Source organism: Streptomyces sp. NPDC047974, from assembly GCF_040653375.1.
In the GTDB taxonomy this organism is placed as follows: Bacteria; Actinomycetota; Actinomycetes; order Streptomycetales; family Streptomycetaceae; genus Streptomyces.
In genome coordinates this window covers 379,919-405,931 of sequence record NZ_JBEZNU010000003.1, presented here as the reverse complement: position 1 = coordinate 405,931, position 26,013 = coordinate 379,919, and the positions used below count along the sequence as shown (strand labels likewise).

At 73.0% G+C, this 26,013-nt stretch carries 28 protein-coding genes; 8 read left to right on the top strand and 20 right to left on the bottom strand.

The window, feature by feature from the left end:
• Positions 1-63: 63 nt before the first annotated feature.
• Positions 64-1,269 carry an amidohydrolase gene (locus AB0E19_RS07590; RefSeq protein ID WP_362174802.1) on the top strand — a complete coding sequence of 402 codons (1,206 nt, stop codon included), beginning with the start codon at positions 64-66 and terminating at the stop codon, positions 1,267-1,269.
• Here AB0E19_RS07590 and AB0E19_RS07585 read toward each other — a convergent pair.
• On the bottom strand, positions 1,266-2,417 hold the full coding sequence (locus AB0E19_RS07585; RefSeq protein WP_362174799.1) for a hypothetical protein: 1,152 nt from the start codon (positions 2,415-2,417) through the stop codon (positions 1,266-1,268). The genes AB0E19_RS07590 and AB0E19_RS07585 overlap by 4 nt on opposite strands.
• Before the next feature lie 194 nt (positions 2,418-2,611).
• Between AB0E19_RS07585 and AB0E19_RS07580 the strand changes: the two genes are divergently transcribed.
• Positions 2,612-3,394: an NAD(P)-dependent oxidoreductase gene (locus AB0E19_RS07580; protein WP_362174796.1), complete on the top strand. Its 783-nt coding sequence runs from the start codon at positions 2,612-2,614 to the stop codon at positions 3,392-3,394.
• 26 nt (positions 3,395-3,420) lie between these two features.
• Here AB0E19_RS07580 and AB0E19_RS07575 read toward each other — a convergent pair whose 3' ends face one another.
• Positions 3,421-3,801, bottom strand: a complete 381-nt coding sequence (locus AB0E19_RS07575) for a DUF3052 family protein (protein WP_362174794.1) — start codon at positions 3,799-3,801, stop codon at positions 3,421-3,423.
• Positions 3,802-4,081: 280 nt separating this feature from the next.
• Entirely contained in the window at positions 4,082-5,056 is a 975-nt protein-coding gene (locus AB0E19_RS07570; protein ID WP_362174791.1) for an AraC family transcriptional regulator, read from the bottom strand.
• A gap of 55 nt (positions 5,057-5,111) precedes the next feature.
• On the opposite strand from AB0E19_RS07570, the gene AB0E19_RS07565 reads away from it, so the two are divergent.
• Together AB0E19_RS07565 and AB0E19_RS07560 are read left to right on the top strand one after the other, a co-directional pair.
• A complete protein-coding gene (locus AB0E19_RS07565; protein ID WP_362174788.1) occupies positions 5,112-5,351 on the top strand; it encodes a hypothetical protein in 240 nt (79 codons plus the stop codon).
• A 36-nt stretch (positions 5,352-5,387) separates the two neighbouring features.
• The gene (locus AB0E19_RS07560) at positions 5,388-6,632 is read left to right on the top strand and encodes a TerD family protein (protein ID WP_362174784.1); all 1,245 of its coding nucleotides are present in this window, start codon (positions 5,388-5,390) and stop codon (positions 6,630-6,632) included.
• 16 nt (positions 6,633-6,648) lie between these two features.
• Here the strand turns inward: AB0E19_RS07560 and AB0E19_RS07555 are convergent, their stop codons facing one another.
• From AB0E19_RS07555 to AB0E19_RS07540, 4 genes are all read right to left on the bottom strand, one after another.
• Complete coding sequence (locus AB0E19_RS07555; protein WP_362174781.1) at positions 6,649-7,668, bottom strand: 1-aminocyclopropane-1-carboxylate deaminase; 1,020 nt, start codon at positions 7,666-7,668, stop codon at positions 6,649-6,651.
• Between the two features lie 102 nt (positions 7,669-7,770).
• Positions 7,771-8,460: a GntR family transcriptional regulator gene (locus AB0E19_RS07550; protein ID WP_362174778.1), complete on the bottom strand. Its 690-nt coding sequence runs from the start codon at positions 8,458-8,460 to the stop codon at positions 7,771-7,773.
• 125 nt (positions 8,461-8,585) lie between these two features.
• On the bottom strand, positions 8,586-10,043 hold the full coding sequence (locus tag AB0E19_RS07545) for an alkaline phosphatase PhoX (protein WP_362174775.1): 1,458 nt from the start codon (positions 10,041-10,043) through the stop codon (positions 8,586-8,588).
• Positions 10,044-10,192: 149 nt separating this feature from the next.
• Entirely contained in the window at positions 10,193-11,641 is a 1,449-nt protein-coding gene (locus tag AB0E19_RS07540) for a hypothetical protein (protein ID WP_362174772.1), read from the bottom strand.
• Positions 11,642-11,883: 242 nt separating this feature from the next.
• On the opposite strand from AB0E19_RS07540, the gene AB0E19_RS07535 reads away from it, so the two are divergent.
• Positions 11,884-13,722, top strand: a complete 1,839-nt coding sequence (locus tag AB0E19_RS07535) for an endonuclease/exonuclease/phosphatase family protein (protein WP_362174769.1) — start codon at positions 11,884-11,886, stop codon at positions 13,720-13,722.
• 13 nt (positions 13,723-13,735) lie between these two features.
• On the opposite strand, the gene AB0E19_RS07530 is transcribed toward AB0E19_RS07535, so the two are convergent.
• Entirely contained in the window at positions 13,736-14,449 is a 714-nt protein-coding gene (locus tag AB0E19_RS07530; RefSeq protein ID WP_362174766.1) for an antibiotic biosynthesis monooxygenase, read from the bottom strand.
• A gap of 90 nt (positions 14,450-14,539) precedes the next feature.
• Between AB0E19_RS07530 and AB0E19_RS07525 the strand changes: the two genes are divergently transcribed.
• Together AB0E19_RS07525 and dapA are read left to right on the top strand one after the other, a co-directional pair.
• Entirely contained in the window at positions 14,540-14,983 is a 444-nt protein-coding gene (locus tag AB0E19_RS07525; protein WP_362174763.1) for a GNAT family N-acetyltransferase, read from the top strand.
• A gap of 84 nt (positions 14,984-15,067) precedes the next feature.
• On the top strand, positions 15,068-15,940 hold the full coding sequence (gene dapA, locus AB0E19_RS07520; protein WP_362174760.1) for a 4-hydroxy-tetrahydrodipicolinate synthase: 873 nt from the start codon (positions 15,068-15,070) through the stop codon (positions 15,938-15,940).
• Positions 15,941-15,976: 36 nt separating this feature from the next.
• Here the strand turns inward: dapA and AB0E19_RS07515 are convergent, their stop codons facing one another.
• The 4 genes from AB0E19_RS07515 to AB0E19_RS07500 form a co-directional block, all read right to left on the bottom strand.
• Entirely contained in the window at positions 15,977-16,195 is a 219-nt protein-coding gene (locus AB0E19_RS07515; protein WP_362174757.1) for a hypothetical protein, read from the bottom strand.
• A 69-nt stretch (positions 16,196-16,264) separates the two neighbouring features.
• Entirely contained in the window at positions 16,265-17,251 is a 987-nt protein-coding gene (gene dapD / locus AB0E19_RS07510; protein ID WP_362174754.1) for a 2,3,4,5-tetrahydropyridine-2,6-dicarboxylate N-succinyltransferase, read from the bottom strand.
• A 44-nt stretch (positions 17,252-17,295) separates the two neighbouring features.
• Positions 17,296-17,892, bottom strand: a complete 597-nt coding sequence (locus AB0E19_RS07505; RefSeq protein WP_362174751.1) for a TetR family transcriptional regulator — start codon at positions 17,890-17,892, stop codon at positions 17,296-17,298.
• Positions 17,892-18,212, bottom strand: a complete 321-nt coding sequence (locus AB0E19_RS07500) for a multidrug efflux SMR transporter (RefSeq protein WP_362174748.1) — start codon at positions 18,210-18,212, stop codon at positions 17,892-17,894. The genes AB0E19_RS07505 and AB0E19_RS07500 overlap by 1 nt, the downstream gene beginning before the upstream one ends.
• Before the next feature lie 62 nt (positions 18,213-18,274).
• Here AB0E19_RS07500 and AB0E19_RS07495 point away from each other — a divergent pair, with 62 nt between their 5' ends.
• Positions 18,275-19,336, top strand: coding sequence for an oxidoreductase (locus AB0E19_RS07495; protein WP_362174745.1), 1,062 nt, complete (start codon positions 18,275-18,277; stop codon positions 19,334-19,336).
• A gap of 61 nt (positions 19,337-19,397) precedes the next feature.
• Here AB0E19_RS07495 and AB0E19_RS07490 read toward each other — a convergent pair whose 3' ends face one another.
• The 8 genes from AB0E19_RS07490 to AB0E19_RS07455 form a co-directional block, all read right to left on the bottom strand.
• Positions 19,398-19,763, bottom strand: coding sequence for a metal-sulfur cluster assembly factor (locus tag AB0E19_RS07490; protein ID WP_360600687.1), 366 nt, complete (start codon positions 19,761-19,763; stop codon positions 19,398-19,400).
• On the bottom strand, positions 19,760-20,221 hold the full coding sequence (gene sufU / locus AB0E19_RS07485; protein ID WP_362174741.1) for a Fe-S cluster assembly sulfur transfer protein SufU: 462 nt from the start codon (positions 20,219-20,221) through the stop codon (positions 19,760-19,762). The genes AB0E19_RS07490 and sufU overlap by 4 nt, the downstream gene beginning before the upstream one ends.
• A 10-nt stretch (positions 20,222-20,231) precedes the next feature.
• Positions 20,232-21,500 (bottom strand): cysteine desulfurase, encoded by a 1,269-nt coding sequence (locus AB0E19_RS07480; RefSeq protein ID WP_169085948.1) that lies wholly within the window; start codon positions 21,498-21,500, stop codon positions 20,232-20,234.
• On the bottom strand, positions 21,497-22,261 hold the full coding sequence (sufC, locus tag AB0E19_RS07475) for a Fe-S cluster assembly ATPase SufC (protein ID WP_031002808.1): 765 nt from the start codon (positions 22,259-22,261) through the stop codon (positions 21,497-21,499). The genes AB0E19_RS07480 and sufC overlap by 4 nt, the downstream gene beginning before the upstream one ends.
• Before the next feature lie 7 nt (positions 22,262-22,268).
• Positions 22,269-22,586, bottom strand: coding sequence for a bifunctional 3-phenylpropionate/cinnamic acid dioxygenase ferredoxin subunit (locus AB0E19_RS07470; RefSeq protein ID WP_030322524.1), 318 nt, complete (start codon positions 22,584-22,586; stop codon positions 22,269-22,271).
• Positions 22,586-23,803, bottom strand: a complete 1,218-nt coding sequence (gene sufD / locus AB0E19_RS07465) for a Fe-S cluster assembly protein SufD (protein ID WP_362174735.1) — start codon at positions 23,801-23,803, stop codon at positions 22,586-22,588. The genes AB0E19_RS07470 and sufD overlap by 1 nt, the downstream gene beginning before the upstream one ends.
• Before the next feature lie 68 nt (positions 23,804-23,871).
• Positions 23,872-25,287 carry a Fe-S cluster assembly protein SufB gene (gene sufB / locus AB0E19_RS07460; RefSeq protein ID WP_362174732.1) on the bottom strand — a complete coding sequence of 472 codons (1,416 nt, stop codon included), beginning with the start codon at positions 25,285-25,287 and terminating at the stop codon, positions 23,872-23,874.
• Positions 25,284-26,009, bottom strand: coding sequence for a metalloregulator ArsR/SmtB family transcription factor (locus AB0E19_RS07455; protein WP_360600678.1), 726 nt, complete (start codon positions 26,007-26,009; stop codon positions 25,284-25,286). The genes sufB and AB0E19_RS07455 overlap by 4 nt, the downstream gene beginning before the upstream one ends.
• Positions 26,010-26,013 lie beyond the last annotated feature (4 nt).

Below are 26,013 nucleotides of genomic sequence, written 5' to 3'. Positions count from 1 at the left end.
GGGGCACCCGGACGGCCCACATGGTATACCAAAAGGGTTGCGTCCGAGCCCGAAGGAGACCCCGTGAGCCCCACGCCCCGCACCGCGACCCTCTTCCACGACGTACGGCCCTTCGGCGGGCCGGCCGGCGAGCTGATCGCCGTCGACGGTGTGCTCGTCGCGGAGGTCCCCGAAGGGGCGGTCGTCGAGCGGGTCGACGGCGGTGGGCGGCTCGCCCTGCCGACCCTGGTCGACGCGCACATCCACCCGGACAAGACCTCCTGGGGCGAGCCCTGGCACCGCCGCCGCCCCGCCGCCGGCATCGCCGACTACGTGGCCGGCGACGTGGAGCTGGCCCGCTCGCTGCCCACCCCGGTGGGCGAGCGGGCGCTGCGCCTGATGTCCCACGCGGCGGCCCGGGGCACCCGCGCCCTGCGGGCCCACGCGGACGTGGCCCCCGCCTACGGCCTGGCCGCGGTCGAGGGCGTCGCGGACGCCGCCGCGAAGCTGGCCGGGATCGTCGACGTCGAGCTGGTCGCCTTCCCGCAGCACGGCGTGGTCCGGGAGCCGGGCGCGGCGGAGCTGCTCGCCGAGGCGGCGGCGAGCGGTCTGGTCAGCCATGTGGGCGGCATCGACCCGACCGGCTTCGACGCCGCCGGCGGCGGGGACGGCGATCAGCTGGGCCTGGTCTTCGGTCTCGCCGAGAAGCACGGCCTGGGGCTCGACATCCACCTGCACGACCGGGGCGAGCCGGGCCTCGCGGTGATCCGGGACATCGCCGCCCGCACCCGCGCGGCCGGCCTTCACGGCAGGGTGGCGGTGGCGCACGCCTTCGCGGTGGCGGGCCTCGCCGGCCGGGAGCTCGACGAGACGGCGGACCTGCTCGCCGGCGCCGGGGTCGCGCTGACCACGGTCGCCCTGGGCGAGACGACGGTCCTGCCGTTCCGGCGGCTCGCCGAGCGCGGGGTGACGGTCGGCCTCGGCTCGGACGGCGTCCGCGACAGCTGGAGCCCGTACGGCGACGCCGACATGCTGCACCGCGCCTGGCTGGCCGGCTGGGCCCTGGACGCCCGGCTCGACGAGGACCTGGAGGCCTGCTTCGCGGTCGCCGCGCACGGCGGCGCCGCGCTCATGGGGCTGCCGGCCGCCGATCTGCGCCCGGGCTCCCCGGCCGACTTCATGCTGGTCGAGGGCGAGTGCCTGCCGCAGGTCGTGGTGGACCTGCCGGGCCGCGACCTGGTGGTCCGCGCGGGCCGGGTGGTGGCCAGGGACGGCCGCCTGATCGGCTAGCCGAGCGCGGCCAGGGCGGTGCGGACGGCCGCCAGGTCGGCGTCGGAGGCCAGGCCCGCGTGGTACAGGCGGAGTTCGGTGGCGCCCTCGGCGAGGGCGCGCCGGGCGTCCTCGGCGAGCCGGCCGGGGGCGCCGCCCATGCCGGCGACGACGGAGAGGTTGGCGGCGACGGTGCCACCGGGCGGCCGGTGGGCGGCGAAGGCGGCGAGCCGGCCGGGCCGGGCCACCACGCCGTCGGCGAGGCCGAGGACGTGCGCGGGGTCGGTGCCGGCGTCCGCGCCGCAGCGGTACGGGTCCGGGTCGGCGTGCAGCAGGATCCGGAAGCCGGGCGGGGCGGCGGCCCGCACGGCGGCGACGGCCGCCTCCTGGAAGGAGCGGGCGGTCGCGGCGCGCCAGGCGAGGGCGGGCGCGGCGAGCTCGCCGAGCTCCCCGGCGGGCCCGGTGCCGGTCCAGACGGGGTCGAGGGCGGTACGGACGGCGGCGGCCAGCGCGTCCGGGTCGGCGCCCCGGTCCGCGTACCCCTGCCGGCAGTGCGGGCAGAAGCAGAGCGACAGCAGGGACAGGGCCCGCTCGTCGAGCGGGACGCCGCCGGTCTTGTCGTGGGCGTGCAGGTGGGCGTAGCCGTACCAGCCGCAGGACTCCAGCTCGGTGCCGGTGGCGCCGGGGCGGACGGCGGCCTCGGCGGCGAGGCCGACGAGCAGGGCCCGGACCTCGGGGTGGGCGATGCAGGGGGCCCACGGGTAGCGGTCGCCGTGGGCGTTGACGACGGAGGTGTCGGGATGGTCGGCGCCGAGCCGGGAGTTGTGGGCGAGGACGACCCAGCTGTGCACGTCGAGACCGGTGCCGTCGAGCGCCCCGGCGGCCCGCGCCCAGGCGTCGCCCGGGGCCCAGGCGCCCGCCGGGTACGGGGCGAGCCGGCGGCCGGCCCAGCGCTGCGGGTCCGGCGGGTAGAGCACGGCGGCGTACTCGGCGGTGACGACCCGTCGGCCCGGGTGGCGGGGGCTGAGCGCCCGGGTGGAGTGGTACGCGGCGGCGAGCGTCACCTGCCGCACGCCGAGTCCGGCGAGGAGCGCGGGGGCGGCGGGGTCGCCGTCGACGTCCCAGGGGTACAGGAAGGCTCCCGTACGGGGCCGGGCGGGGCTGGTCACGGGCGCTCCGGGGGTACGCGTCACACGACGGCTCAGACGTTCACATCCATGAACATCTCGCGAACGCTAACCCCGCGCGAGGTCCCGGTCAAGGGCCGGAACCCCGACAGGACAGCACCTTGACGCCCCTTCACCCCCTCCCTAACGTGTCCACGTCCATGAATGCGCCCTCTTCCGGCCGAGGAGTACCACCGATGCCCGCACCCCGCACGCTCCTGCTCACCGGTGCCGCCGGCGGCGTCGGCACCCTCATGCGGGGGCTGCTCCCGGAGTACGGCTACGAGCTCCGCCTCCTCGACGTCGCGCCCGTGCCCGACGCGCCGGACGCGATCGTCGCCGACCTCGCCGACCGGAAGGCCGTACGGGAGGCGGTGCGCGGGGTGGACGCGATCGTGCACCTCGCGGGCATCTCCGTGGAGGCCGACTTCGACGCGATCGTCGCGGCGAACGTCACCGGCCTCCACCGGCTCTACGAGGCGGCCCGCGAGGAGGGCGTCCGCCGCGTCGTCTTCGCCTCCAGCAACCACGCCGTGGGCTTCACCCGCCGCCCGCGCGACGGTGAGCCCCCGGTCCCGGTCACCACCCCGCACCGGCCCGACACCTACTACGGCCTCTCCAAGTGCTTCGGCGAGGACCTGGCGCAGCTGTACTGGGACCGGCACGGCATCGAGACGGTCTCGGTGCGCATCGGCTCCTGCTTCCCCGAGCCGACGACGGTCCGCATGCTGTCCCTCTGGCTGAGCCCCGCGGACTGCGCCCGCCTGCTGCACGCGGCGCTCACGGCGGAGTCGGTGGGGCACACGGTGGTGTACGGCTCCTCGGCCAACACCCGCGGCTGGTGGGACCTGGCCCCGGCCCGCGCCCTCGGCTACACCCCCCGGGACGACTCGGAACCCCACGCCCCCGGCCTCCTGGCACCCCGGACCCTCCCGTCCCCGGGCGACGACTACATCGGCGGCGCCTTCACCGCACCGTGACCCCCGCCCGCAAGGGAACGGCGGCCTCAGGGGCGGTACAGGTGATGGCCGGTCCAGCCGCCGAGGAGGGTGGCGCCGCGCACCCGGAGGCCCGCGTCGACGGCGAGCTCCGCCATCTCCGGCACCGGGACGTGCCCCGGCTTGCCCTGCCGCGGCGTCAGGACCCAGATCGACCCGTCCTCCGCCAACGGCCCCACCTCGTCCCTCAGTTCGGACGCCAGGTCGCCGTCCCCCTCCCGCCACCACCACAGCACCGCGTCCGCCGCCTCCCCGGAGGTGTCGTCGAGCAGTGCGCGACCGGTCACGAGCCGGACGTCGTCCCGGATCGCGTCGTCCGTGTCGTCGTCCGCGCCGAACTCCCGTACCGCCTGCCCCGCCCTGAGGCCCATCGTCTCCGCGTACCCCATCGCCCCGCCCTTCCGTGACTGCCCGCGGGCCGACCGTACGGAGGAGCCGAGGAGGGTGTCCAGAGGCGGGGCGCGTCCGGGGAATGCCACGGGCCCGGCCGGTGATACGGGGGAGCCGGCCGGGCCCGGTTCGACGGCGCGCGCTGGCAGCGCCGGACGCTCCCCACCGTAGGCGGCCACCAAGATCACCGCGAGCCGCGTAACGCGGCCTCTGTCCGGATTGCGCGGTCGACGGATGCGCGCGGGGGCACACGGGGCGCGCCCCGGACGGCGGGCCGCCTCAGGGGGCCGTCCGCAGCGTCCGGGACGGGGACTCGCCGAACCGCTCGCGGTAGCGCGCGGCGAAACGGCCCTGGTGGGCGAAGCCCCAGCGCCAGGCGACCTCGCTGACGCTCACCTCGTCCGGTTCGGCCGTCCGCAGCTCCTCCCTGACCCGTTCGAGCCGGACCTCGCGGACGTACGCCATCGGCGACATCCCGACGTACTCCCGGAAGGACTCCTGGAGGCGGCGGACGCTCACGCGCGCGTGGAGGGCGAGTTCGGTGGTGGTGAAGGGGTGCTCGGGGCGCTCGCGGACCGCGTCCATGGCCCGCTTGACCGGGGCCGGGCGGCGCGGCCCTCCGGGGTGGGCGAGCTCGTCCCGCCAGGGGTGCTCGGCGGCCAGCAGCAGGCCGTTGAGCAGCGCCTCCTGGAGCGGCCGTGCGACGAGCTCGTGGTGGGCGAGGCCCTCTCCGGCGAGCGCCTCGGCGGCGACCCGGCGGGCGAAGCGCACCCAGCTCAGGCCCGGGCCGCGCGAGATGTCGAGGCCGGGCCGGAAGGCGAGGCCGCCGTGCGCCGGGCGGCCGAGGAGGCTCTCCAGGCGGTCGCGCAGCTCGGTGGCGCCGACCTTGACGGAGAGGATCCGCCCGTCGCCGCTCCACCGGTCGAGGAAGGTGTCGCCGGCGGGATCGAGGAGCAGCGCGTCACGGGCGGAGGCGTACACGGCGGGGCCGCGGCCCTGGCGCATCTCCATGGTGCCGCTGAGCGGCGCGTTGACGTGGTAGGCGCCGAGCTCGCCGAAGCTCATCCGGACGTCGGCGCCGCAGCTCAGGTCGCCGATGACGAGCGGCCCGAACTCGACGATGTCGAAGCGGGCGGCGAAGGAGCGGTGCTCGTCGACGACGTCCATCCGGCTCGTGTAGTAGCGCGCGTCGAGTTCCTGACGCGCCTCGTCGACGTCCCCGGTCGTAAAAGAGTTCCCACCCACAGCACCCACGAAGCGAAAGATAATTCATATGACGGACCTGCCCGGGACGGGCAGGATGCCCGTCATGCCACGACCCCGGGGATTCGCGTACGAAGAGCGCAAGGACGGCTCCGTCGTCCTCACCCACCACGGCCGCGCCGCCGGGGTGCTGCGCGGTGCCAGGGCGGCGAGGTTCCTGGCCGAGGCGGAGTCCGGAGACGTCCAGCTGCTGATGGCCCGCTGGACGGGGGCGTATCGCTTCGGCAACGAACGGCAGGCCCGGAACCACCCCCGTAACCAGGGTGGCCGAACCCGTCGCGGGTAAGGGAACGGCAAAGCGCCCCGGAGCGTTAGGCCTGGCATGACCGCAATGACCCCCGGCTCGAACCTTCCGCTCACCGCCCCCCGCGTGGCGGTGGACGTCGCCGCCCCCGTGCGGCTCGACGTCTCGGGCCTGCTGCTCGGCGCCGACGGCAAGGTGCGCTCGGACGACGACTTCATCTTCTACAACCAGCCCGCGGGCCCCGGTGTCACCTACCGCTCCGGCGGCGGCACGGCGCCGGACGCGATCGTGGTGGACACCGGCGGCCTGCCCGCCGGCATCGAGAGGATCGTGGTCACGGCCAGCCCGGACGCCGCAGGACAGACCTTCCAGGGCATCGAGCCCACCGCGACCGTCCGCGACGCCGACAGCGGCGCGGTCATCGCCACCTTCACCCCGCCGCAGCTGGCCACCGAGACGGCCCTGGTGGTCGTCGAGATCTACCAGCGCAACGGCGCGTGGAAGGTCCGCGCCGTCGGCCAGGGGTACGCGAACGGCCTGGCCGGCATCGCCACCGACTTCGGCGTGAGCGTGGACGAGGAGCCCGCCGCCGCCCCGGTCCCGCCGGCGGCGGTGGCCCCGCCCGCGCAGCCCGGCCAGACGCTGCCGTCCTTCACGCCCCCGCCGATGCCGCCGGCCCCGCCGGTGGACCCGCGGCTCGCCGCCGCGGCCCCGGCCGCCCCCGCCGCCGCTCCTGCGCCCACCGGCAAGATCAACCTCGACAAGGGCCGGGTCAACCTCCAGAAGAACCAGACGGTGTCGCTGGTCAAGGGCGGCCGTCCGCTGCTCTCCCAGGTGAAGATGGGCCTCGGCTGGGAGCCCGCGTACCGGGGCAAGGACATCGACCTGGACGCCTCGGTCATCGCCTACGGCCCCCAGCGCAACCACCTGGACAGCTGCTACTTCGGCAAGCTGACCATCCTCGGCGGCGCGGTCCGGCACTCCGGGGACAACCTGACGGGCGAGGGCGCGGGCGACGACGAGGTCATCACCGTCGACCTCGGACGGCTGCCCGCCGACGCCACCGGCCTGGTCTTCACGGTGAACTCCTTCTCCGGGCAGAAGTTCACCGAGGTCGCCAAGGCGTACTGCCGGCTGATGGACGCGGCGACCGGCGAGGAGCTGGTCCGCTTCGACCTGACCACCGCCGAGCCGCAGACCGGCGTGATGATGGCCAAGCTCATCAAGCAGTTCACCGGCGAGTGGGAGATGACGGCGATGGGCGAGTTCGTGAAGTCCCGGACGGTCCGGGGCATGGTGAAGCCGGCCGCCCAGGCGCTCTGAGCGGCCGTCCCGCGCGCTACGAGAACAGCGCGCTGTAGGCGTTGAGGGCGGGCTGGCCGCCGAGGTGGGCGTAGAGCACGGTCGAGTCCCGGCCGATCTCGCCCCGGTCCACCAGGTCGATCAGCCCGGCCATCGACTTCCCCTCGTAGACGGGGTCGGTGACCATGCCCTCGGTGCGGGCGGCGAGCCGCATCGCGTCGAGGGTGGCCTCGTCCGGGACGCCGTAGACGCCGGCGTGGTAGCGCTCGTCCAGCTCCACGTCGGCACCGGTCAGCTCGCGCTCGACGCCGATGAGGGCGGCGGTGTCCCGGGCGATCCGGGTGATCTGGTCGTGGGTCTCGGCGGGCTTCGCGGAGGCGTCGACGCCGATGATCCGGCGCGGCCGGCCGCCCTCCTCCGCGAGTGCGGCGAAGCCGGCGACCATGCCGGCCTGGGTGGAGCCGGTCACCGAGCAGACGACGACCGTGTCGAAGAAGACGCCGAGCTCCCGCTCCTGCTCGGTCACCTCGTAGGCCCAGTTGGCGAAGCCGAGGCCGCCGAGCGGATGGTCGGAGGCACCGGCCGGGATCGCGTACGGCTTCCCGCCGCCCTCCTCGACCTCGCGCAGCGCCTGCTCCCAGCTCTCCTTGAAGCCGATCCCGAAACCGGCCCGCACCAGCCGCACATCGGCTCCGGCGAGCCGGCTGATCAGGATGTTGCCGACCTTGTCGTAGACGGCGTCCGGCCACTCGACCCAGCTCTCCTGCACCAGCACGCACCTGAGCCCCGCGCGGGCGGCGACCGCGGCGACCTGGCGGGTGTGGTTGGACTGCACCCCGCCGATGGAGACCAGGGTGTCGCAGCCCTGTGCGAGGGCGTCCGCGACGAGGTACTCCAGTTTGCGCGTCTTGTTCCCGCCGTACGCGACACCGGAGTTGCAGTCCTCGCGCTTGGCCCACAGCGCGGCGCCGCCGAGATGGTGCGCGAGCCGGTCCAGCGGATGCACCGGCGAGGGCCCGAAGAGAAGCGGGTAACGGTCGAAGTCGGTGATCGGCACGGCTGGCTCTCCCTGGGGTGGCGGGCGGGACGACGAGGAGTACGGCTCCGGGGACGGAGGCTCGGGGGCTCGGGGGCTTGGGGGCTCGGGGCCCCGGTCGGGTCAGACCGGGGCGGGGATGCCGGTGACCTCGGCCACCTCGATGGCGTCGTCCGCCAGTTGTTCGAGCGCGGCCCAGATCTCGCTGGTGATGCGGACGGCCGCCTCCGCGTCGCCGGCGGCGCAGGCGTCGATGAGGCGGGCGTGGAGCTCGACGGAGCCGCAGCTGCCGGAGTCCCCGAAGAGCCGGCGCTCGACCCGGCGGATCAGGGGGGTGTAGCGGTCGATGGTGGCGGCGGCCGCGTGGTTGCCGCTGGCGCCGACGAGGACCTGGTGCAGCTCGTCGTCGGCGGCGAGGGCGGCCTCGACGTCGGAGGCCCGGACGGCGGCGGCGAAGCGCTCGTTGGCCTCGCGCATGGCGCGGATGGCCTCGGGGCCGAGGAGCGGCACGGCGGTGCGGGCGGCGAGTTCGTGCATCACCCGCACCACGGAGGCGGCGTCCCGGACGATCCGGCTGACCGGCCGGGTGACCCGGGTGTAGCTCTGCGGCTTGGTCTCCACGAGGCCCTCGACGGTGAGCCGGGCGAGGGCGTCGCGGACGGGGGCGCGGGAGAGGCCGAGGCGGTCGGCGAGGTCGGCGTCCTTGAGCAGGGCGCCGGGGGCGAGTTCGCCGCGCACGATCGCCTCGCGCAGCGACTCGTAGGCCCGGTCGCGCAGCAGGGTCCGGCCCACGGGCCGCAGAGCGTCGTCCATGGACTGACAGGTTAGATGTCAGTCCATGGAGGCGACAGGGGGTCGGTGGATCCGGCAGGAACCCGTCGCGAACCCGACGGGAATCCTCACGGCTTCCCCGCAGTGACGGCCGGGCCGGCGGGGCGTCAGCGGCGGGGCTGGCGGCGCCAGGGGCCGGTGATCGCGACCATGATGCCCGGGCTCTGGATGGAGGCGTACAGGGTGTCGCCGTCGGGCGAGAAGACGACGCCGGTGAACTCGGAGTCGTTGAGGTCGTTGCGGGCGATCGGGTAGGTGCGGCCGGAGTCGGTGGCGCCGAAGAGGTGCGACACGCCCTCGCCGTCCTCCGCGATGACGAGCCCGCCGTACGGCGAGACCGTGATGTTGTCCGGACCGTCGTAGGCGCCGTCCTCCTCGGGCGCCGGGTTCACGCCGAGCAGGACCTTGAGGGTGAGGGTGCGGCGCTTGGGGTCGTAGAACCAGACCTGGCCGTCGTGGGCCGCGCCGGGGCTCTCCTCACGGGCGTACGAGGAGACGACGTAGGCGCCGCCGTCGCCCCACCACATGCCCTCCAGCTTCCGGGCGCGGGTGACCTGGCCGTCCGTGAACTGCTTGCGGACCGGCGTGGTGCGGGCGTCGCGGTCGGGGACGTCGACCCAGTCGACGCCGTAGACGGTGCCGATGCGGGTGGCGCGGGAGAGGTCGTCGACGAAGCGGCCCGCGGAGTCGATGCACCGGACCGCCTGGAGCACGCCGGCGTCGTCGGCGAGCGGACGGTACCGGCCCCGGCCGTGCTCGAAGCCCCGCGGCGGGACCCAGCGGAAGAGCAGCCCGTTGGGGTTGGAGGCGTCCTCGGTGAGGTAGGCGTGGCCCCGCTGGGGGTCGACGACGACGGCCTCGTGGTCGTACCGGCCGAAGAACTTCAGCGGCTTGGGGTCGAGGTTGGCCCGGCGGTCGCGCGGGTCGACCTCGAAGACGTAGCCGTGGTCCTTGGTCATGCCGTTCTTGCCGGCGAGGTCGGAGTTCTCCTCGCAGGTCAGCCAGGTGCCCCAGGCGGTGCGGCCGCCGGCGCAGTTGGTGGAGGTGCCGGAGATGCCGACCCACTCGGCGACCGTGCCGTCGCGGTGCACCTCGACGACGGTGCAGCCGCCGGCGGCGGCCGGGTCGTAGACGAGGCCCTCGGTGAGCGGGACGGGGTGGGCCCAGTTCGCGCGGGGGCCCTTGAGCTCGTGGTTGTAGACGAGGTACGTGCTGCCGCGCGGGCCGGCGAAGGTGGCGGCGCCGTCGTGGTTGGACGGGGTGAACTCGCCGCTCTCCAGGCGGGTGACGCCGGTCCGGGTGATCACGCGGTAGGAGAAGCCCTCGGGGAGGGCGAGGACGCCGTCGGGGTCGTCGACGAGCGGGCCGTAGCCGAGGCGGTGGTGGCCGTGACCGTGGTCGTCGTCGTGGCCGCGATCGTGGTCGTCGTCGTGGCCGGCCCCGCCGTGGGCGCGGTCGTCGCCCGCGAGGGCCTCGGGGGCGGTGCCGAGGACGCCGACGGCGCCGGTGAGCACGACGCCCGCGACGGCGGACTTCTTGGTGAACTCTCTGCGGTTGAGGGCCATGATGTGCGGTCTCTCCCCTACTGGCGGCCGGTTGTCGGGCACACCCTCGCGCGCCCGCGGGAACGGCGGCTGAACGGCGCGGGAACGGCCGCGGAGCGCCTCCCCCGGTGTGGGGGAGGCACCCCGCGGCCGCCGGAGCCGGGGTGGGGTCAGGCCGAGCCGGTGCGGGAGCGGGCCTTGAAGGCGGCCTTGCGGGCCTCCTTGGCGGCCGTCTTGTCCGGGTGGAGCCGGCCCATCGCGTCGAGGACCTCGGCCGTGTAGGGGTGCTCGACCCGCCAGGCGGTCTCCAGGAAGCCGGTGTGGCGGCTCGTCAGGCCCTCGACGAGCTCCTGGAGTTCCTCCAGGTCGCCGCCGGCGTCGAGCTGGGCGGCGATGGTGTCCACGGCGAGCCAGAAGATCATGGACTCCGGCGGGGCGGGGACGTCCGCCGCGCCGCGCTCGGCGAGCCAGACGCGGGCGAGGCCGCCGAGCTCGGGGTCGTCGAGGACCGCGCGGACCACCGGCTCGGCCTCGGGGCCGACGAGGGCCAGGGCCTGCTGGCAGTGGAGGCGGCGGAGCGGGGAGGCGGAGTCGGAGCCGCGGGCGGCGGCGAGGAGTTCGGCGGCGGCGGGCACCGGCTCGCGCCCCGCGAGCCAGGCCTCGGTCTCGGCGCGGGCGGCGGCCTCCGGGTAGCCGGTGAGCCCGGTGAGGAGGGCCTCGGCGTCCCGCTCGGCGAGGTCGCCGACGGCGGGGGCGTCGACGCCGGCCTCGACCATGCGGGTGCGGACGCCGTAGAGGCCGAGCGGGGTGAGCCGGACCATGCCGTAGCGGGAGACGTCCTCGTCGTCGACGGGCGGGGCGGGCTCCTCGCCCTCCTCGGCCATCAGGGCCTCGTCGACGGGCTGGTACTCGACGAGGCCGATCGGCTCCAGGAGCCGGAACTGCTCGTCGAGCCGCATCATCGCGTCGGAGACCTGCTCCAGGACGTCGTCGGTGGGCTCGCCCATGTCCTCGGGGACGACCATGGAGGCGGCGAGCGCGGGCAGCGGCACGGGCCCTTCGCCGGGGCCGCCCTCGCTGACGGTCAGCAGGTAGAGGTTGCCGAGGACGCCCTCCAGGAAGTCGGCCTCCGCCTCCGGGTCCCAGTCGAGGGTGTCGAGGTCGAGGCCGCCGTCCTCGTCGAGCAGCGGCTCCAGGTCGTCGAGGACGGGCGCGACGGCGTCGGCGAAGACGGCCTCGAAGGCGTCGAGCCAGAGCGCGAGCACGTCCTTCGGCGCGCCGCCGGTGACGACGGCGAGGTTCTCGCCGGGGGCGGCGGTGCCGGGGGTGTCGTCGTCGGCGCCGTCCTCGACGTCGACGAGGCCGGTGTCGACGGCGAGCCGCCAGGCGTCGCCCGCCCAGTACTCGGCGTCCTCGTCGTCGCCGAGGCCGAGGACGCCCGCGGCGTCCGGCAGCTGCTCGTCGACGAGTTCGCCGCCCGCGCCGACCCGGGTGTCCGGTCCGGCCCAGCGGGCGAGGCGCACGGCGTGGGCGAGGAGGGGGGCGGCCAGGGCGTCCCGAGCCAGCTCCGCGTCCGAGGGCAGCCGAACGGGGGGAAGGGTGGGGTGCTCCGCAGCCATGTGGGGGACTCCTCGACGCGCGCGTGGGCTTGTGGGGTTCGCGATGGGGACCGACGGGAACCGGTCCGGTGCCGGTGGGGGCCGGCGCCCTCAGCGTAGACGCATCCGGGGGGCCTCCCGACGGTTCACGGGCCCGTCAGCCTTCGTACACCCGTCGACCCTTGACAAGTGGTGTGCTCTCACAAGAGATTGACGCGCGTAGATCCCTCTGCCGTTCCTCCAAGCACCCTCGGAGCCTCCTGATGTCTTCCTCCATACCGAGAACCGCCGCCGTCTCCGCGGTGGTCGCGGCCGCCCTCGCGGCCGGACTGCTCGCCGGCTCGCAGACCGCCGTGGCCGAGGACGCCGCCGCGGTCCGCATCCACGACGTCCAGGGCACGACCCGGGTCTCGCCGCTGGTCGGCAAGCAGGTCACCGGGGTGACCGGCGTCGTCACCGGCGTCCGGACCTACGGCTCCTCGCGCGGCTTCTGGATGCAGGACCCGCAGGGCGACGAGAACCCCGCCACCAGCGAGGGCCTGTTCGTCTTCACCGGCTCGAACCCGACGGTCGCGGTCGGCGACGCGGTCAGCGTCGACGGCACGGTCACCGAGTACGTGCCCGGCGGCCTGAACTCCGGCAACCAGTCGCTGACCCAGCTCTCCCGCCCCAAGGTCACCGTGGCCTCCCAGGGCAATGCCCTGCCCGCCCCGGTCACCATCGCCCCCTGGTCGGTGCCGGACGCCTACGCACCCGCCGGCGACCCGGCGAACGGCGGCTCCGTCAACGGCCTGGAGCTGGACCCCGAGACGTACGCCCTGGACTACTACGAGTCCCTGGAGGGCACCAACGTCCGCGTCGGCTCCTCCCGGGTCGTCGGCGCCACCGACCCGTACTCCGAGCTGTGGGTCACGGTGAAGCCCTGGGAGAACGACAACGAGCGCGGCGGCACCGTCTACGGCTCGTACGAGTCCCAGAACACCGGCCGGCTCCAGATCCAGTCGCTGATCCCGCTCGCCCAGCAGCCCTTCCCGAAGGCGAACGTCGGCGACTGGCTGACCGGTTCGACCGAGGGCCCGCTCGACTTCAACCAGTTCGGCGGCTACACGCTGACCGCCCGCACCCTCGGCACCCTCCGGGACATGGGCCTGGAGCGCGAGGTCACCGCGAAGCAGCACAAGAACGAGCTGGCCGTGGCCACGTACAACGTGGAGAACCTCGACCCGAGCGACCCGCAGGAGAAGTTCGACGCGCTCGCCAAGGCGGTCGTCGAGAACCTCGCCGCGCCGGACATCCTGGCCCTGGAGGAGATCCAGGACGACAACGGCGCCAAGAACGACGGCACGGTCTCGGCCGGCCAGACGCTGAAGAAGTTCACGGACGCGATCGTCGCGGCCGGCGGTCCCGCGTACGAGTGGCGGTCGATCGACCCGGAGAACAACAAGGACGGCGGCGAGCCCGGCGGCAACATCCGTCAGGTCTTCCTCTTCAACCCCGAGCGGGTCTCCTTCGTGGACCGCGCGGGCGGCGACGCGACCACCGCGACCGGCGTCACGGGCTCGAAGGGCCGCGCCGCCCTCACCCTCTCCCCCGGCCGGATCGACCCGGCGAACGCCGCCTGGGAGTCCAGCCGCAAGCCGCTGGCGGGCGAGTTCACCTTCCGCGGCCGGACGGTCTTCGTCATCGCCAACCACTTCGGCTCGAAGGGCGGCGACGAGTCGCTCGTCTCCCACCACCAGCCGCCGAACCGTTCCTCCGAGGCCAAGCGCCTCCTCCAGGCGCAGGCCGTCAACGCCTTCGTGAAGGAGGTCATCGCGGTCGACAAGCAGGCGGACGTCCTCGTCGTCGGCGACATCAACGACTTCGAGTTCTCCGGCACGACCGAGGCGCTGACCGACGGCGACGCCCTCTACCCGGCCGTGAAGTCGCTGCCCCGCTCGGAGCGCTACTCGTACGTCTACCAGGGCAACAGCCAGGTCCTCGACCAGATCCTGACCAGCCCCGGCGTGCACCACTTCGAGTACGACAGCGTGCACGTCAACGCCGAGTTCGCGGACCAGAACAGCGACCACGACCCGCAGGTCCTGCGCTTCCGCCCGTAACCCGGATCCCCCGCTACGCGCCCGCGCTCAGGCTGAGCGCGGGCGCGTACCTGCGCACCCGGCCGCCGGCGAGCGCCGGGTGGCGGTGCACCCGCGCCCACGCCTCGCTCAGCGGGGCGTCGTCCGCCAGCCACTCCTCATGGGCCCGCTCGCTCTCCCACTCGGCGTAGTTGAGGACCCGGCCGCCGTCGGTGGAGAGGTGGAACTGGCCGCTGATCCCGCCGGGCACGGGCCGCGTCGCCGCGTCCTCGTCCAGGGCGTCGAACACGCGGTCCACCCACTCCTCCCGGCGGCCCGCGTCGGACGGGTCGAAGTCGGCCTCGACGATGACGACGACCCCGGGCAGCTCCCCCGTGCCCGTCGCGCGGCGGGCGGTGGAGCGGTGGATCGCCCCGTAGCGGCGGAGCTCCACCCGCTCGATGCCGGGCACGGCGGCGTCGATCTCGGCGTTCCGGTCGTCGCGGTAGGTGCGGACGAAGTCCTCGTACGCCTTCTCCTCCGTCCACTGCGAGTAGTGCAGCAGCGTCTCCCCGTCCGTCCCGGCGAGGACGCTGTACGAGAGCAGGCCGAGGTCCGGCCACGCACGGCTCTCCCAGGCCTTCCGGATCGCCTCGACGGCGGCGCGCTGACGCTCGGGGGTGCCGACCCGCCAGGTGCTGACGAGGACGGCGCCGACCCCGGGGCGGTGGAGGTCGGGACGGGCATCGGGGTGTGCGACGGCATTCATGGGGTGTCTCCTCCTGCTCGGTGCGGACGGTTCGACCCTCCTCCCTCAACCTTGGTCGAGGTCAAGGGCCGGCATGGAAGACTTCCGGCCATGATTCTTCGCCCCGCCACCCGCGCCGAACTCCCCGCCGTCCTCGCCCTCCTCGCCGACGAGGAGCGGGTCGTCGACCCCGCGTCGGTCCGCGTCACCGAGGCGTACGAGCGGGCCTTCGCCGCCATCGAGGCCGACCCGCGCAACGAGATGCTGGTCCTGGTGGACGACGGGCTCGTCCTCGGCTGCCTCCAGGCCACCTACATCCCGGGGCTCGGCAAGGGCGGCGCCGAGCGGGCCCTGATCGAGGCCGTCCGGATCCGGGCCGACCGGCGCGGCGGCGGGCTCGGCCGCCGGCTGATGGACTTGGCGGCGGACCGGGCGCGCGGGCGCGGCTGCGCCCTCGTCCAGCTGACCAGCAACAAGGAGCGCGCCGACGCCCACCGCTTCTACGCCTCGCTCGGCTACGCCCGCAGCCACGAGGGCTTCAAGCTGGCCCTCTGAGCTGCCACTTCTCAGCCCGGCTGAACATTCCGGCCAAGCAGATCTAAGTGGACCTTCACCGTCGGCGGCGCACAGACTTCCCGTATGAGCACTCACCGGCCCTTCGGTCGCGCCCTGTGCGCGATGGTCACCCCGTTCACCGACTCCGGCGCCCTGGATCTCGACGCCGCCGCGAAGCTGGCCGCCCGGCTGCTGGGGGACGGCTGCGACGGCCTGGTCCTCAACGGCACCACCGGGGAGTCCCCGACCACCACGGACGCGGAGAAGGCGGCGCTGATCCGGGCCGTGCGGGAGGCGGTCGGCCCGGCGGCCCCGCTCGTCGCGGGGGTCGGCACGGCCGACACCCGGCACACCGTGGAGCTGGCGCGCCAGGCCGAGGCGGCCGGCGCCGACGGGCTGCTCGTCGTCACCCCGTACTACAGCCGCCCGCCGCAGGACGCGGTCGCCGCCCACTTCCTGAAGGTCGCGGACGCCACCGGGCTGCCGCTGATGGTCTACGACATCCCCGGCCGCACCGGCACCCGCGTCGAGCCCGACACCCTGCGCCGGCTCGCCGGGCACCCGAGGATCACGGCCGTGAAGGACTGCTCGTACGACCTGCTGGCCGCCGCCCGGCTGATCGCCGAGACGGGGCTGGCGTACTACTCCGGCAGCGAGGAGCTGAACCTCCCGCTGTACGCGGTCGGCGGCGCGGGCTACGTCGGCACGGTCGCCAACGTGGCGCCGCGCCTCTTCGCGGCCGTCCTCGACGCGTACGACTCCGGCGACACCGCCCTGGCCGCCCGGCTGCACGCCCGGACGCTGCCGCTCGTCGAGCGGATGATGGCCGGCGGCCTGCCGGGGACGGTCACCGTGAAGGCGCTGCTCGGCGGCCCGGTCCGGGAACCGCTGCAGCCCGCCGACCGGGAGACGGCCGACGGGCTGCGGGTCCTGCTCGACGAGCTGCTGCGGGACTGAGCCGGCTCAGGCGGAGTCGGCTCAGGCGGAGTCGGCTCAGGCGGAGTCGGTGGTGTTCGTCCGCCCGAGGATCGCCGCGTGCTCCAGGACGTCCTCCAGCGGATCGTCGATCTGCCCGGTGTGGAGGTTGAGGGCGGGCCCGTTGGTCACCGTCGGGCCGTTGTGCGTGTGCGTCTCGTCCGCCGCGGCCGTCCCGGCCGGCAGCAGGGCCGCCGCCATCGTGAGCACCCCCGCGACCACGGGCCTCGTCCTCATCCTCATGCCGACTCCTCGCCTTGACTGGGTGCGGTGACTCCGCACCCAGTCAACGCGGAGTCACCGGGTTCAGTTGTGGCTGTGCAGGATCTCGTTGAGGCCGCTCCAGACCGCGTTGTTCGGGCGGGCCTCGACGGCGCCGGTGACCGAGTTGCGGCGGAAGAGGATGTTCGAGCGGCCGGAGAGGTCGCGGGCCTTGACGATCTCGCCGTCGGGCATGGTGACCCGGGTGCCGGCGGTGACGTACAGACCGGCCTCGACGACGCACTCGTCGCCGAGCGCGATGCCGACGCCCGCCTCGGCGCCGATCAGGCAGCGCTCGCCGATGGAGATGACGACGTTGCCGCCGCCGGAGAGGGTGCCCATGGTGGAGGCGCCGCCGCCGATGTCGGAGCCGTCGCCGACGACGACGCCCGCGGAGATGCGGCCCTCGACCATGGAGGTGCCGAGGGTGCCGGCGTTGAAGTTGACGAAGCCCTCGTGCATGACGGTGGTGCCGGCGGCCAGGTGGGCGCCGAGGCGGACCCGGTCGGCGTCGGCGATGCGGACGCCCGCGGGCACGACGTAGTCGGTCATGCGGGGGAACTTGTCGATGCTCGTGACGGCGAGGTGGAGGCCCTCGGCGCGGGCGTTGAGCCGCACCTTCTCGACGTCGTCGACCGCGACCGGGCCGAGCGAGGTCCAGGCGACGTTGGCGAGCAGGCCGAAGACGCCGTCCAGGCTCTGGCCGTGCGGCTTCACCAGACGGTGGCTGAGCAGGTGGAGGCGGAGGTACGCGTCGTGGGCGTCGAGCGGCTTCTCGTCGAGGGAGGCGATGACGGTGCGGACGGCGACCACCTCGACGCCGCGGCGGGCGTCCACGCCGAGGGCCTTGGCGGCGCCCTCGCCGAGGGCGTTCACCGCCTCGTCCGTGGAGAGTCGCGTGGTGCCGGCCTCGCCGGGCTCTTCGGTGAGCTCGGGGGCGGGGAACCAGGTGTCGAGAACGGTGCCGTCACCGGCGAGGGTGGCGAGGCCGGCGGCGACGGCGCCGGTGGTACGGGGAGCAGTGGTGGTCATGACGGAAAACCTAACGGTCGGCCCCCCGCCCGGGCCAACCGGTCTCAGGTGCCGGGCGGGCGCGCCGGAGCATCCGACAAGCCCCCGGCCTGCGTCTTCGGGCCTTCGTTCAGGATCCGGGCGATCATCTCCCGGGCGTGGGCCTCGTCGTACGGCGCGCCGGTGAGCAGGACCTGGAGGCCGATGCCGTCGAGGAGGGCGACCAGGGCGCGGGCGGTGGCCCGTCCGGCGCGGGGCGCGAGGGCGGCGGTGGCCTCCTCGGCCCATTCGGCGGCGACGGGCCGCAGCGCGGGGCGGCGCAGGGCGGCGAGGTAGAGCTCGTACTCCAGCTCCACCTGGCTCCGTTCGGCGCCGAGCCACTCCCCCAGGAGCCGGGCGAGTCCGCCGGCGAGGTCGTCCCCGGCGCGGTCGGCGCCGCGCCGCAGCTGTTCGGCGAAGCCGGCGTTGACCTCGCGCAGGGCGGCGACGAGGAGTTCGTCGAGGGAGGAGAAGTGGTAGGTGGTGGAGCCGAGCGGCACGTCGGCCTCGGCGGCGACCGCGCGGTGGCTCAGCGCGGCGATGCCGTCCCGCCGGACCACCCGCAGGGCGGCGGCCACGAGCCGTTCCCGGCGCCCGGGGTCGTACCGCCGGGGGCGGGCCATCAGTGCGCCCCGCCGAGGTTGAGCACGGCGACCCCGGCGACGATGAGGACGATCCCGGCGATCTTGGCGAGGCTCAGGGTCTCCCCGAGGAAGAGGATCCCTATGCCGGCGACGGCCGCGGTGCCGACCCCGGACCAGATCGCGTAGGCGGTGCCGACCTGGAGGGTCTTGAGGGCCTGGGCGAGCAGCGCGAAGGCGATGACGTACCCGGCCCCGGTGATCAGCGAGGGCCACAGCTTGCTGAAGCCCTCGCTGTACTTCATGGAGGTGGTGGCGATGATCTCGGCCGCGATGGCCCCGGCGAGCAGTCCGTATCCCATGGGCGGAGGCTACCCGCCGTTGTGTACGGGCGTACACAACGGCTCCCGTTACCGTATGGCGCATGACTTATGCCCCTGGGCCGTACGGGTACGGCTACGCGCCCGCCCCGCCGCCGCCGAAGCCCGGTGTGATACCCCTGGCGCCGCTCGACCTGAACCACGTCCTGTCGGGGGCGTTCGGCGCCTACCGCCGGCACTGGAAGGCGCTGCTCGGCATGGGGCTGGCCGCCTACACGCTGGCCGGCGCGGTGGCCGTCGGCCTCTCCGTGGCCGGCTGGGCCGCCCTCTCCGACTCGTGGCGGGCCATGGGGGACACCCCCTCCACCGGGGACGCCGAGCTCTCGGACCTGACGCCGCTCTTCCTCGGCCTCGGCGGACTCTGGCTGGTCTTCGCCCTGGGCGTGCTGCTGGCGACGGGCCTGCTGCACGCGGCCGTCGCGGTCGTGGTCCAGGAGGCGGTGCTGGGCCGCCGGATCGGCTTCGGGACGGTGTGGCGCCGGGCCTGGTCGCGGCTCGGCTCGGTGCTCGGCACGGTCCTGCTGCCGGCCCTGGCCGCCCTCGTGCCCGCGCTGCTCTTCCTGTTCGGGCTCTGCCTGATGCTGGGCGCGATGCTCGCGAGCCTCGACACGGAGGGCGACAACGGCGGCGGGCTGGCGATCACCGGCGTGCTCGTCATACTCCTGAGCACGGCGACGACGCCGATCGCCCTCTGGATCTGGGTGAAGTTCAGCCTCGCCCCGACCGCCGCGGTCGTCGAGTCGGCCGGCACCCTGACCGCCATGCGCCGCTCGGCGCAGCTGGTCCGCGGCTCCTGGTGGCGGGTCTTCGGCTACACGCTGGTGATGGCGCTGATCGTCGGCGGCGTCTCGTTCGCCGTGCAGGCGGTGATCTCCCTGACGACGCAGGCCACGGTCTTCGGCGTCCCGCTCTCCCAGCACCCCACCCCCGGCACGATCTTCCTGTCCATGGCCACCATGGCGATCACGGGCGGCCTCCTCACGCTGCTGACCCAGCTCCTCCTCGGCCCCCTCCTCCCCCTGACCTCCAGCCTGCTCTACGTCGACCAGCGCATCCGCAAGGAGAACCTGGCCCCGGTCCTGGCCGCGACGGCGGCCCGGACCTGACGGACGACGGAAGAGGCCCCCGGCGGTGCCGGGGGCCTCTTCCTGGTGACCGGGTCACGTCTCAGACGTTGAAGCCGAGCGCGCGGAGCTGCTCGCGGCCGTCGTCGGTGATCTTGTCGGGGCCCCACGGGGGCATCCAGACCCAGTTGATCCGCAGCTCACTGACGATGCCGTCGGTGGCGGAGCGGGCCTGGTCCTCGATGACGTCGGTCAGCGGACAGGCCGCCGAGGTCAGCGTCATGTCCAGCGTCGCGACGTTGGAGTCGTCGATGTGGATCCCGTAGATCAGGCCGAGGTTGACGACGTCGATGCCCAGCTCGGGGTCGACGACGTCGTACAGCGCCTCACGGATCTCCGCCTCGCTTGCGGGCTGAATGGATACGGTCTCGGAGGCCGGCTTGATCGTGGCCTCGATGTTCTCAGTCATGCCGACTTCCTCTCCGCGTCGCCCAGGGCCTGGGCGGTCGCGTCCTTCCACGCCATCCAGCTGAGCAGCGCGCACTTCACCCGGGCCGGGTACTTGGAGACGCCGGCGAACGCCACCGCGTCCTCCAGCACCTCCTCCATGGCATCGTCCGGCTCGACCTGGCCCTTCGACTGCATCAGCTCCAGGAAGGTCTCCTGGATCTTCCGCGCCTCGGTCAGCTCCTTGCCGACGAGCAGGTCGTTGAGGACGGAGGCCGAGGCCTGGCTGATGGAGCAGCCCTGGCCCTCGTACGACACGTCCGCGATGCGCTCGCCGTCGTACTTCACGCGGAGCGTGATCTCGTCGCCGCACGTCGGGTTGACGTGGTGCACCTCGGCGTCGCCGTCCCGCAAGCCCCGCCCGTGCGGGTGCTTGTAGTGGTCCAGGATGACGTCCTGGTACATCGAATCCAGCTTCACAGCGCGTCCCCTAGCCGAAGAAGTTCCGGACGTGCTCCAGCCCCTCGACCAGGGCGTCGACCTCGGCCGGGGTGGAGTACAGATAGAACGACGCCCGCGTGGTCGCAGGAATTCCGTACCGCAGGCAGACCGGCCGCGCGCAGTGGTGGCCGACCCGGACCGCGATGCCCTGCTCGTCGAGGACCTGGCCCACGTCGTGCGGGTGGATGTCCCCGAGCGTGAAGGAGATCGCCGCGCCGCGGTCCTCGGCCGTGGTGGGGCCGATGATCCGCAGGTCCGGGACCTCCTGGAGGCGGCGGACGGCGTACTCGGTGATCGCGTGCTCGTGGCGCGCGATGTTCTCCATGCCGATCGCCGACAGGTAGTCCACGGCCGCGCCGAGGCCGACGGCCTGGGCGATCGGGGGCGTACCCGCCTCGAACTTGTGCGGGGCCGGGGCGTAGGTGGAGGAGTGCATCGAGACGGTCTCGATCATCTCGCCGCCGCCGAGGAAGGGCGGGAGGTCCTCCAGGAGCTCCTGCCGTCCCCACAGCACGCCGATGCCGGTCGGGCCGCACATCTTGTGGCCGGTGAAGGCCACGAAGTCGGCCTGGAGCGCCTGCACGTCCAGGACCTGGTGCGGGGCCGCCTGCGAGGCGTCGATGCAGACGAGCGCACCGACCTCCTGGGCGCGCCGGACGATGGTCTCGACCGGGTTCTGGGTGCCGAGCAGGTTGGAGACCAGCGTGAAGGAGACGATCTTCGTCTTCTCCGTGATGACCTCTTCGATGTTCGACAGGTCGAGACGGCCGTCGTCGGTGAGGCCGAACCACTTCAGCTTCGCGCCGGTGCGCTGCGAGAGCAGCTGCCACGGGACGATGTTGGAGTGGTGCTCCATCTCCGTGATGGCGATCTCGGTCTCGTGGTCCACGCGGTAGGGCTCGTCGGCCCAGCCCAGCATGTTGGCCACGAGGTTGAGCGACTCGGAGGCGTTCTTGGTGAAGATCACCTCGTTGCGGCTCGGCGCGTTGATGAAGGCGGCGACCTTGTCGCGGGCGCCCTCGTACAGCGCGGTGGCCTCCTCGGCGACCGTGTAGACGCCGCGGTGGACGTTGGCGTTGTGCCGCTCGTAGTAGGCGTTGAGCGCGTCGAGGACCTGCCGCGGCTTCTGCGAGGTGGCCGCGGAGTCCAGGTACACGATCTTCTTGCCGTCGTGGACCGTGCGATCCAGGAGCGGGAAGTCCTTGCGGATCGCCTCGGTGTCGAGGAGGCCGGTCAGCCCCTGATGGGCGGAAGTCACGCGGATGCGCCACCCTTCACGTACTTGTCGTAGCCCTCGTTCTCCAGCTGGTCGGCGAGCTCGGCGCCGCCGGACTCGACGATGCGGCCGTTCGCGAACACGTGCACGAAGTCGGGCTTGATGTAGCGCAGGATGCGCGTGTAGTGGGTGATGAGGAGGGTGCCGACCTCACCGGTCTCGCGGACGCGGTTGACGCCCTCGGAGACGATGCGCAGGGCGTCGACGTCGAGGCCGGAGTCGGTCTCGTCGAGGATCGCGATCTTCGGCTTGAGGAGCTCCAGCTGGAGGATCTCGTGGCGCTTCTTCTCACCGCCGGAGAAGCCCTCGTTGACGTTGCGCTCGGCGAAGGCCGGGTCCATGGACAGCTTGTCCATGGCCTCGCGGACCTCCTTGACCCAGGTGCGCAGCTTGGGGGCCTCGCCGCGGATGGCGGTGGCGGAGGTGCGCAGGAAGTTGGAGACCGAGACGCCGGGGACCTCGACCGGGTACTGCATGGCGAGGAAGACGCCGGCACGGGCGCGCTCGTCGACGGACATCTCCAGGACGTCCTCGCCGTCGAGGGTGACGGTGCCGCCGGTGACCGTGTACTTGGGGTGACCCGCCAGGGAGTACGCCAGGGTCGACTTGCCGGAGCCGTTGGGGCCCATGACCGCGTGGGTCTCACCCTGCTTGATGGTCAGGTCGACGCCCTTGAGGATCTCGCGGGGGCCGTTCTCCGCCTCGACGGAGACGTGCAGGTCGTGGATTTCGAGCGTTGCCATGGGTGACTCAGGACTCCTGGGTGACGGAGACGAGCACATCGTCCCCTTCGATCTTTACGGGGTACACGGGGACGGGGCGCGTCGCGGGAAGGCCGGACGGCTTGCCGGTACGGAGGTCGAAGCTGGAACCGTGCAGCCAGCACTCGATGGCGCAGTCCTCGACCTCGCCCTCCGAGAGGGAGACGTTGGCGTGCGAGCAGATGTCGTTGATCGCGAACACCTCGCCCTCGGTGTGGACGACCGATACCGGCGTGCCGTCGACCTCGACCCGCTTCGGGGTGTCGGCCTCCAGCTCGCTGAGCGCGCAGACGCGGACGAAGGCCATCAGACGGAAGCCTCCAGCTCGGCCTCGACCTTGGCGATCAGGCGCTCCTCGACGTCGGGCAGGCCGATCTGCTGGACCAGCTCGGCGAAGAAGCCGCGGACGACGAGGCGGCGGGCCTCGGTCTCCGGGATGCCGCGGGCCATCAGGTAGAAGAGCTGCTCGTCGTCGAAGCGGCCGGTGGCGGAGGCGTGGCCGGCGCCGGCGATCTCGCCGGTCTCGATCTCCAGGTTCGGCACCGAGTCGACCCGGGCACCGTCGGTGAGGACGAGGTTCCGGTTGAGCTCGTAGGTGTCGGTGCCCTCGGCGGCGGCCTGGATGAGGACGTCGCCGATCCAGACCGCGTGCGCGTCCTGGCCCTGGAGCGCGCCCTTGTAGGCGACGTTCGAGGTGCAGTGCGGGGTGTTGTGGTCGACGAGGAGTCGGTGCTCCTGGTGCTGGCCGGCGTCGGTGAAGTACAGGCCGAAGAGCTCGGCGGAGCCGCCGGGGGCGGTGTACTCGACACGCGGGTGGATGCGCACCAGGTCGCCGCCGAAGGTCACCACGACCGACTTGAAGGAGGCGTCGCGGCCCACGAGGGCGTTGTGCTGGGCGACGTGGACGGCCTTCTCGTCCCAGTCCTGGACGGAGACGACGGTGAGCTTGGCGCCGTCGCCGAGCACGTAGTCCACGTTGGCGGCGAGCACCGCGTCACCGGTGTGGTCGATGACGACGACGGCCTCGGCGAAGGCGCCGAGCTCGATCACCTGGTGGCCGAAGGCGACGCCGCCCTCGCCGTGCACGGCGATCCGGATCGGCTCGGCGAGCACGGCCTCCTTGGCGACGGTGACGACCGACGCCTTCTCGAAGGAGGAGTACGCCTGGGCGGCGACCCGGTCGACCGGCTTGGCCTTGCCGAGGCGGGCGTCGTCGCGGCCGACGGTCTCCACGGTGACGCCCTCGGGGGCCTCGATCTCGACCCGGACGCCCTCGCCGGTGGCGACGGCGGTGCCGTCGTGCAGACCGCGGAGGCGGGCGAGCGGGGTGAAGCGCCACTCCTCCTCGCGGCCGTGCGGGACGGGGAAGTCCGCGACGTCGAAGGACGGCGGGGCGCTCATGCGGGTGGCGACGGTGGACTCGGCGGCCACCGCGATCGAGCCGGCGGTGGTGGAGCCGAGCGGTGGGGGTCCCCCCTGTCCGAGCGGAGTCGAGGACTTGGGGGAGTTCTGAGCCTCAGCCATGGCTGTCGTCTTGCTCTCTTCCTGCGTAAGAAATCAGTCGCTGCGGTACGGGTGGGGCGGTGGCGGTACTAGCCGACCGCGCCTTCCATCTGCAGCTCGATCAGCCGGTTCAGCTCCAGCGCGTACTCCATCGGCAGCTCCTTGGCGATCGGCTCGACGAAGCCGCGGACGATCATCGCCATGGCCTCCTGCTCGGAGAGGCCGCGCTGCATCAGGTAGAAGAGCTGGTCCTCGGAGACCTTGGAGACCGTGGCCTCGTGGCCCATGGTCACGTCGTCCTCGCGCACGTCCACGTAGGGGTACGTGTCGGAGCGGGAGATGGTGTCGACGAGCAGGGCGTCGCAGAGGACGTTGGACTTGGCGCCGGGGGCGCCCTCGCCGATCTCGATCAGGCCGCGGTAGGAGGTGCGGCCGCCGCCGCGCGCCACCGACTTGGAGACGATGGACGAGGAGGTGTTCGGAGCCAGGTGGACCATCTTGGCGCCGGCGTCCTGGTGCTGGCCCTCGCCCGCGAAGGCGATGGAGAGCGTCTCGCCCTTGGCGTGCTCGCCCATGAGGTAGACGGCCGGGTACTTCATGGTGACCTTGGAGCCGATGTTGCCGTCGACCCACTCCATGGTGGCGCCCTCGTAGGCGACGGCGCGCTTGGTCACCAGGTTGTAGACGTTGTTCGACCAGTTCTGGATGGTCGTGTAGCGGCAGCGGCCGCCCTTCTTCACGATGATCTCGACGACCGCGGAGTGCAGCGAGTCGGACGAGTAGATCGGGGCGGTGCAGCCCTCGACGTAGTGGACGTAGGCGTCCTCGTCGACGATGATCAGCGTCCGCTCGAACTGGCCCATGTTCTCCGTGTTGATACGGAAGTAGGCCTGGAGCGGGATCTCGACGTGCACGCCCTTCGGCACGTAGATGAACGACCCGCCGGACCAGACGGCCGTGTTCAGCGAGGCGAACTTGTTGTCGCCGACCGGGATGACGGTGCCGAAGTACTCCTTGAAGAGCTCCTCGTGCTCCTTCAGCGCGGTGTCGGTGTCGACGAAGATGACGCCCTGCTCCTCCAGGTCCTCGCGGATCTGGTGGTAGACGACCTCGGACTCGTACTGGGCCGCGACACCGGCGACGAGGCGCTGCTTCTCCGCCTCCGGGATGCCGAGCTTGTCGTACGTGTTCTTGATGTCCTCCGGCAGGTCCTCCCAGGACTCGGCCTGCTTCTCGGTGGACCGCACGAAGTACTTGATGTTGTCGAAGTCGATGCCGCCGAGGTCGGAACCCCAGGTGGGCATGGGCTTCTTGTCGAAGAGCTTCAGGCCCTTGAGGCGGAGCTTCAGCATCCACTCGGGCTCGTTCTTCTTCGAGGAGATGTCGCGGACGACGTCCTCGTTGAGGCCGCGCTTGGCGGTGGCGCCGGCGGTGTCGGAGTCGGCCCAGCCGTACTCGTACCGACCCAGGCCCTCAAGCTCGGGGTGGCTGATCTCGGTGGTCATGCGGGCTTCCTCCCGGCCGTACTTGCGGATGCTGTCTCTGTGGTCTGCGGGGTGCTGTGCGGAATGAACGTGGTGCAGACGCCGTCGCCGTGGGCGATCGTGGCCAGGCGCTGGACGTGCGTCCCGAGGAGGCGGGAGAAGATCTCCGTCTCCGCCTCGCACAGCTGGGGGTACTGCTCGGCGACGTGGGCGACCGGGCAGTGGTGCTGGCAGAGCTGCTCGCCGACCGGCGCGTTGCGCGCAGTGGCAGCGTACCCGTCCGCCGTCAAGGCCTTGGCCAGAGCCTCGGCCCGCTGTTCGGGCTCGACCGACTCGACGGCCTCGCGGTAGTTCTCGGCCTGGGCCTCGATCCGGTCGCGGGCGAAGGCCGCCACGGCGGCCTCTCCCCCGGCGTTGCGCTCGATCCAGCGGAGCGCCTCGACGGCGAGGGAGTCGTACGACTGGTCGAAGGCGTCCCGGCCGCCGTCGGTGAGGGCGAAGACCTTGGCCGGGCGGCCGCGGGTCCGTGCGCCGTAGACGCGCTTCTCACGGGCCTCGACGACCTGCTCGGCGACGAGCGCGTCGAGGTGCCGGCGGACGGCGGCCTGGGTGAGGCCGAGCCGCTCGGCGAGGTCGGCGACCGTCGACGGGCCGTGATCCAGGATGGACCGCGCGACCCGGTTGCGGGTCGACCGCTCTCGGGTTGCGAGTTCCTCCGAAGGAGCCGCGCCAAGGTTTTTCACAACG

What these genes read in the sequence shown, in the direction of transcription:
- AB0E19_RS07515 (WP_362174757.1), bottom strand. Translation starts at nt 16,195, where the DNA reads ATGAGGACGAGGCCCGTGGTCGCGGGGGTGCTCACGATGGCGGCGGCC.
- sufC (WP_031002808.1), bottom strand. Translation starts at nt 22,261, where the DNA reads ATGGCAACGCTCGAAATCCACGACCTGCACGTCTCCGTCGAGGCGGAG.
- AB0E19_RS07565 (WP_362174788.1), top strand. Translation starts at nt 5,112, where the DNA reads ATGCCACGACCCCGGGGATTCGCGTACGAAGAGCGCAAGGACGGCTCC.
- AB0E19_RS07540 (WP_362174772.1), bottom strand. Translation starts at nt 11,641, where the DNA reads ATGGCTGCGGAGCACCCCACCCTTCCCCCCGTTCGGCTGCCCTCGGAC.
- AB0E19_RS07560 (WP_362174784.1), top strand. Translation starts at nt 5,388, where the DNA reads ATGACCGCAATGACCCCCGGCTCGAACCTTCCGCTCACCGCCCCCCGC.
- AB0E19_RS07575 (WP_362174794.1), bottom strand. Translation starts at nt 3,801, where the DNA reads ATGGGGTACGCGGAGACGATGGGCCTCAGGGCGGGGCAGGCGGTACGG.
- AB0E19_RS07580 (WP_362174796.1), top strand. Translation starts at nt 2,612, where the DNA reads ATGCCCGCACCCCGCACGCTCCTGCTCACCGGTGCCGCCGGCGGCGTC.
- AB0E19_RS07545 (WP_362174775.1), bottom strand. Translation starts at nt 10,043, where the DNA reads ATGGCCCTCAACCGCAGAGAGTTCACCAAGAAGTCCGCCGTCGCGGGC.
- AB0E19_RS07530 (WP_362174766.1), bottom strand. Translation starts at nt 14,449, where the DNA reads ATGAATGCCGTCGCACACCCCGATGCCCGTCCCGACCTCCACCGCCCC.
- AB0E19_RS07550 (WP_362174778.1), bottom strand. Translation starts at nt 8,460, where the DNA reads ATGGACGACGCTCTGCGGCCCGTGGGCCGGACCCTGCTGCGCGACCGG.
- dapD (WP_362174754.1), bottom strand. Translation starts at nt 17,251, where the DNA reads ATGACCACCACTGCTCCCCGTACCACCGGCGCCGTCGCCGCCGGCCTC.
- AB0E19_RS07525 (WP_362174763.1), top strand. Translation starts at nt 14,540, where the DNA reads ATGATTCTTCGCCCCGCCACCCGCGCCGAACTCCCCGCCGTCCTCGCC.
- AB0E19_RS07490 (WP_360600687.1), bottom strand. Translation starts at nt 19,763, where the DNA reads ATGACTGAGAACATCGAGGCCACGATCAAGCCGGCCTCCGAGACCGTA.
- AB0E19_RS07495 (WP_362174745.1), top strand. Translation starts at nt 18,275, where the DNA reads ATGACTTATGCCCCTGGGCCGTACGGGTACGGCTACGCGCCCGCCCCG.
- AB0E19_RS07535 (WP_362174769.1), top strand. Translation starts at nt 11,884, where the DNA reads ATGTCTTCCTCCATACCGAGAACCGCCGCCGTCTCCGCGGTGGTCGCG.
- AB0E19_RS07505 (WP_362174751.1), bottom strand. Translation starts at nt 17,892, where the DNA reads ATGGCCCGCCCCCGGCGGTACGACCCCGGGCGCCGGGAACGGCTCGTG.
- sufB (WP_362174732.1), bottom strand. Translation starts at nt 25,287, where the DNA reads ATGACCACCGAGATCAGCCACCCCGAGCTTGAGGGCCTGGGTCGGTAC.
- sufD (WP_362174735.1), bottom strand. Translation starts at nt 23,803, where the DNA reads ATGGCTGAGGCTCAGAACTCCCCCAAGTCCTCGACTCCGCTCGGACAG.
- AB0E19_RS07470 (WP_030322524.1), bottom strand. Translation starts at nt 22,586, where the DNA reads ATGGCCTTCGTCCGCGTCTGCGCGCTCAGCGAGCTGGAGGCCGACACC.
- dapA (WP_362174760.1), top strand. Translation starts at nt 15,068, where the DNA reads ATGAGCACTCACCGGCCCTTCGGTCGCGCCCTGTGCGCGATGGTCACC.
- AB0E19_RS07500 (WP_362174748.1), bottom strand. Translation starts at nt 18,212, where the DNA reads ATGGGATACGGACTGCTCGCCGGGGCCATCGCGGCCGAGATCATCGCC.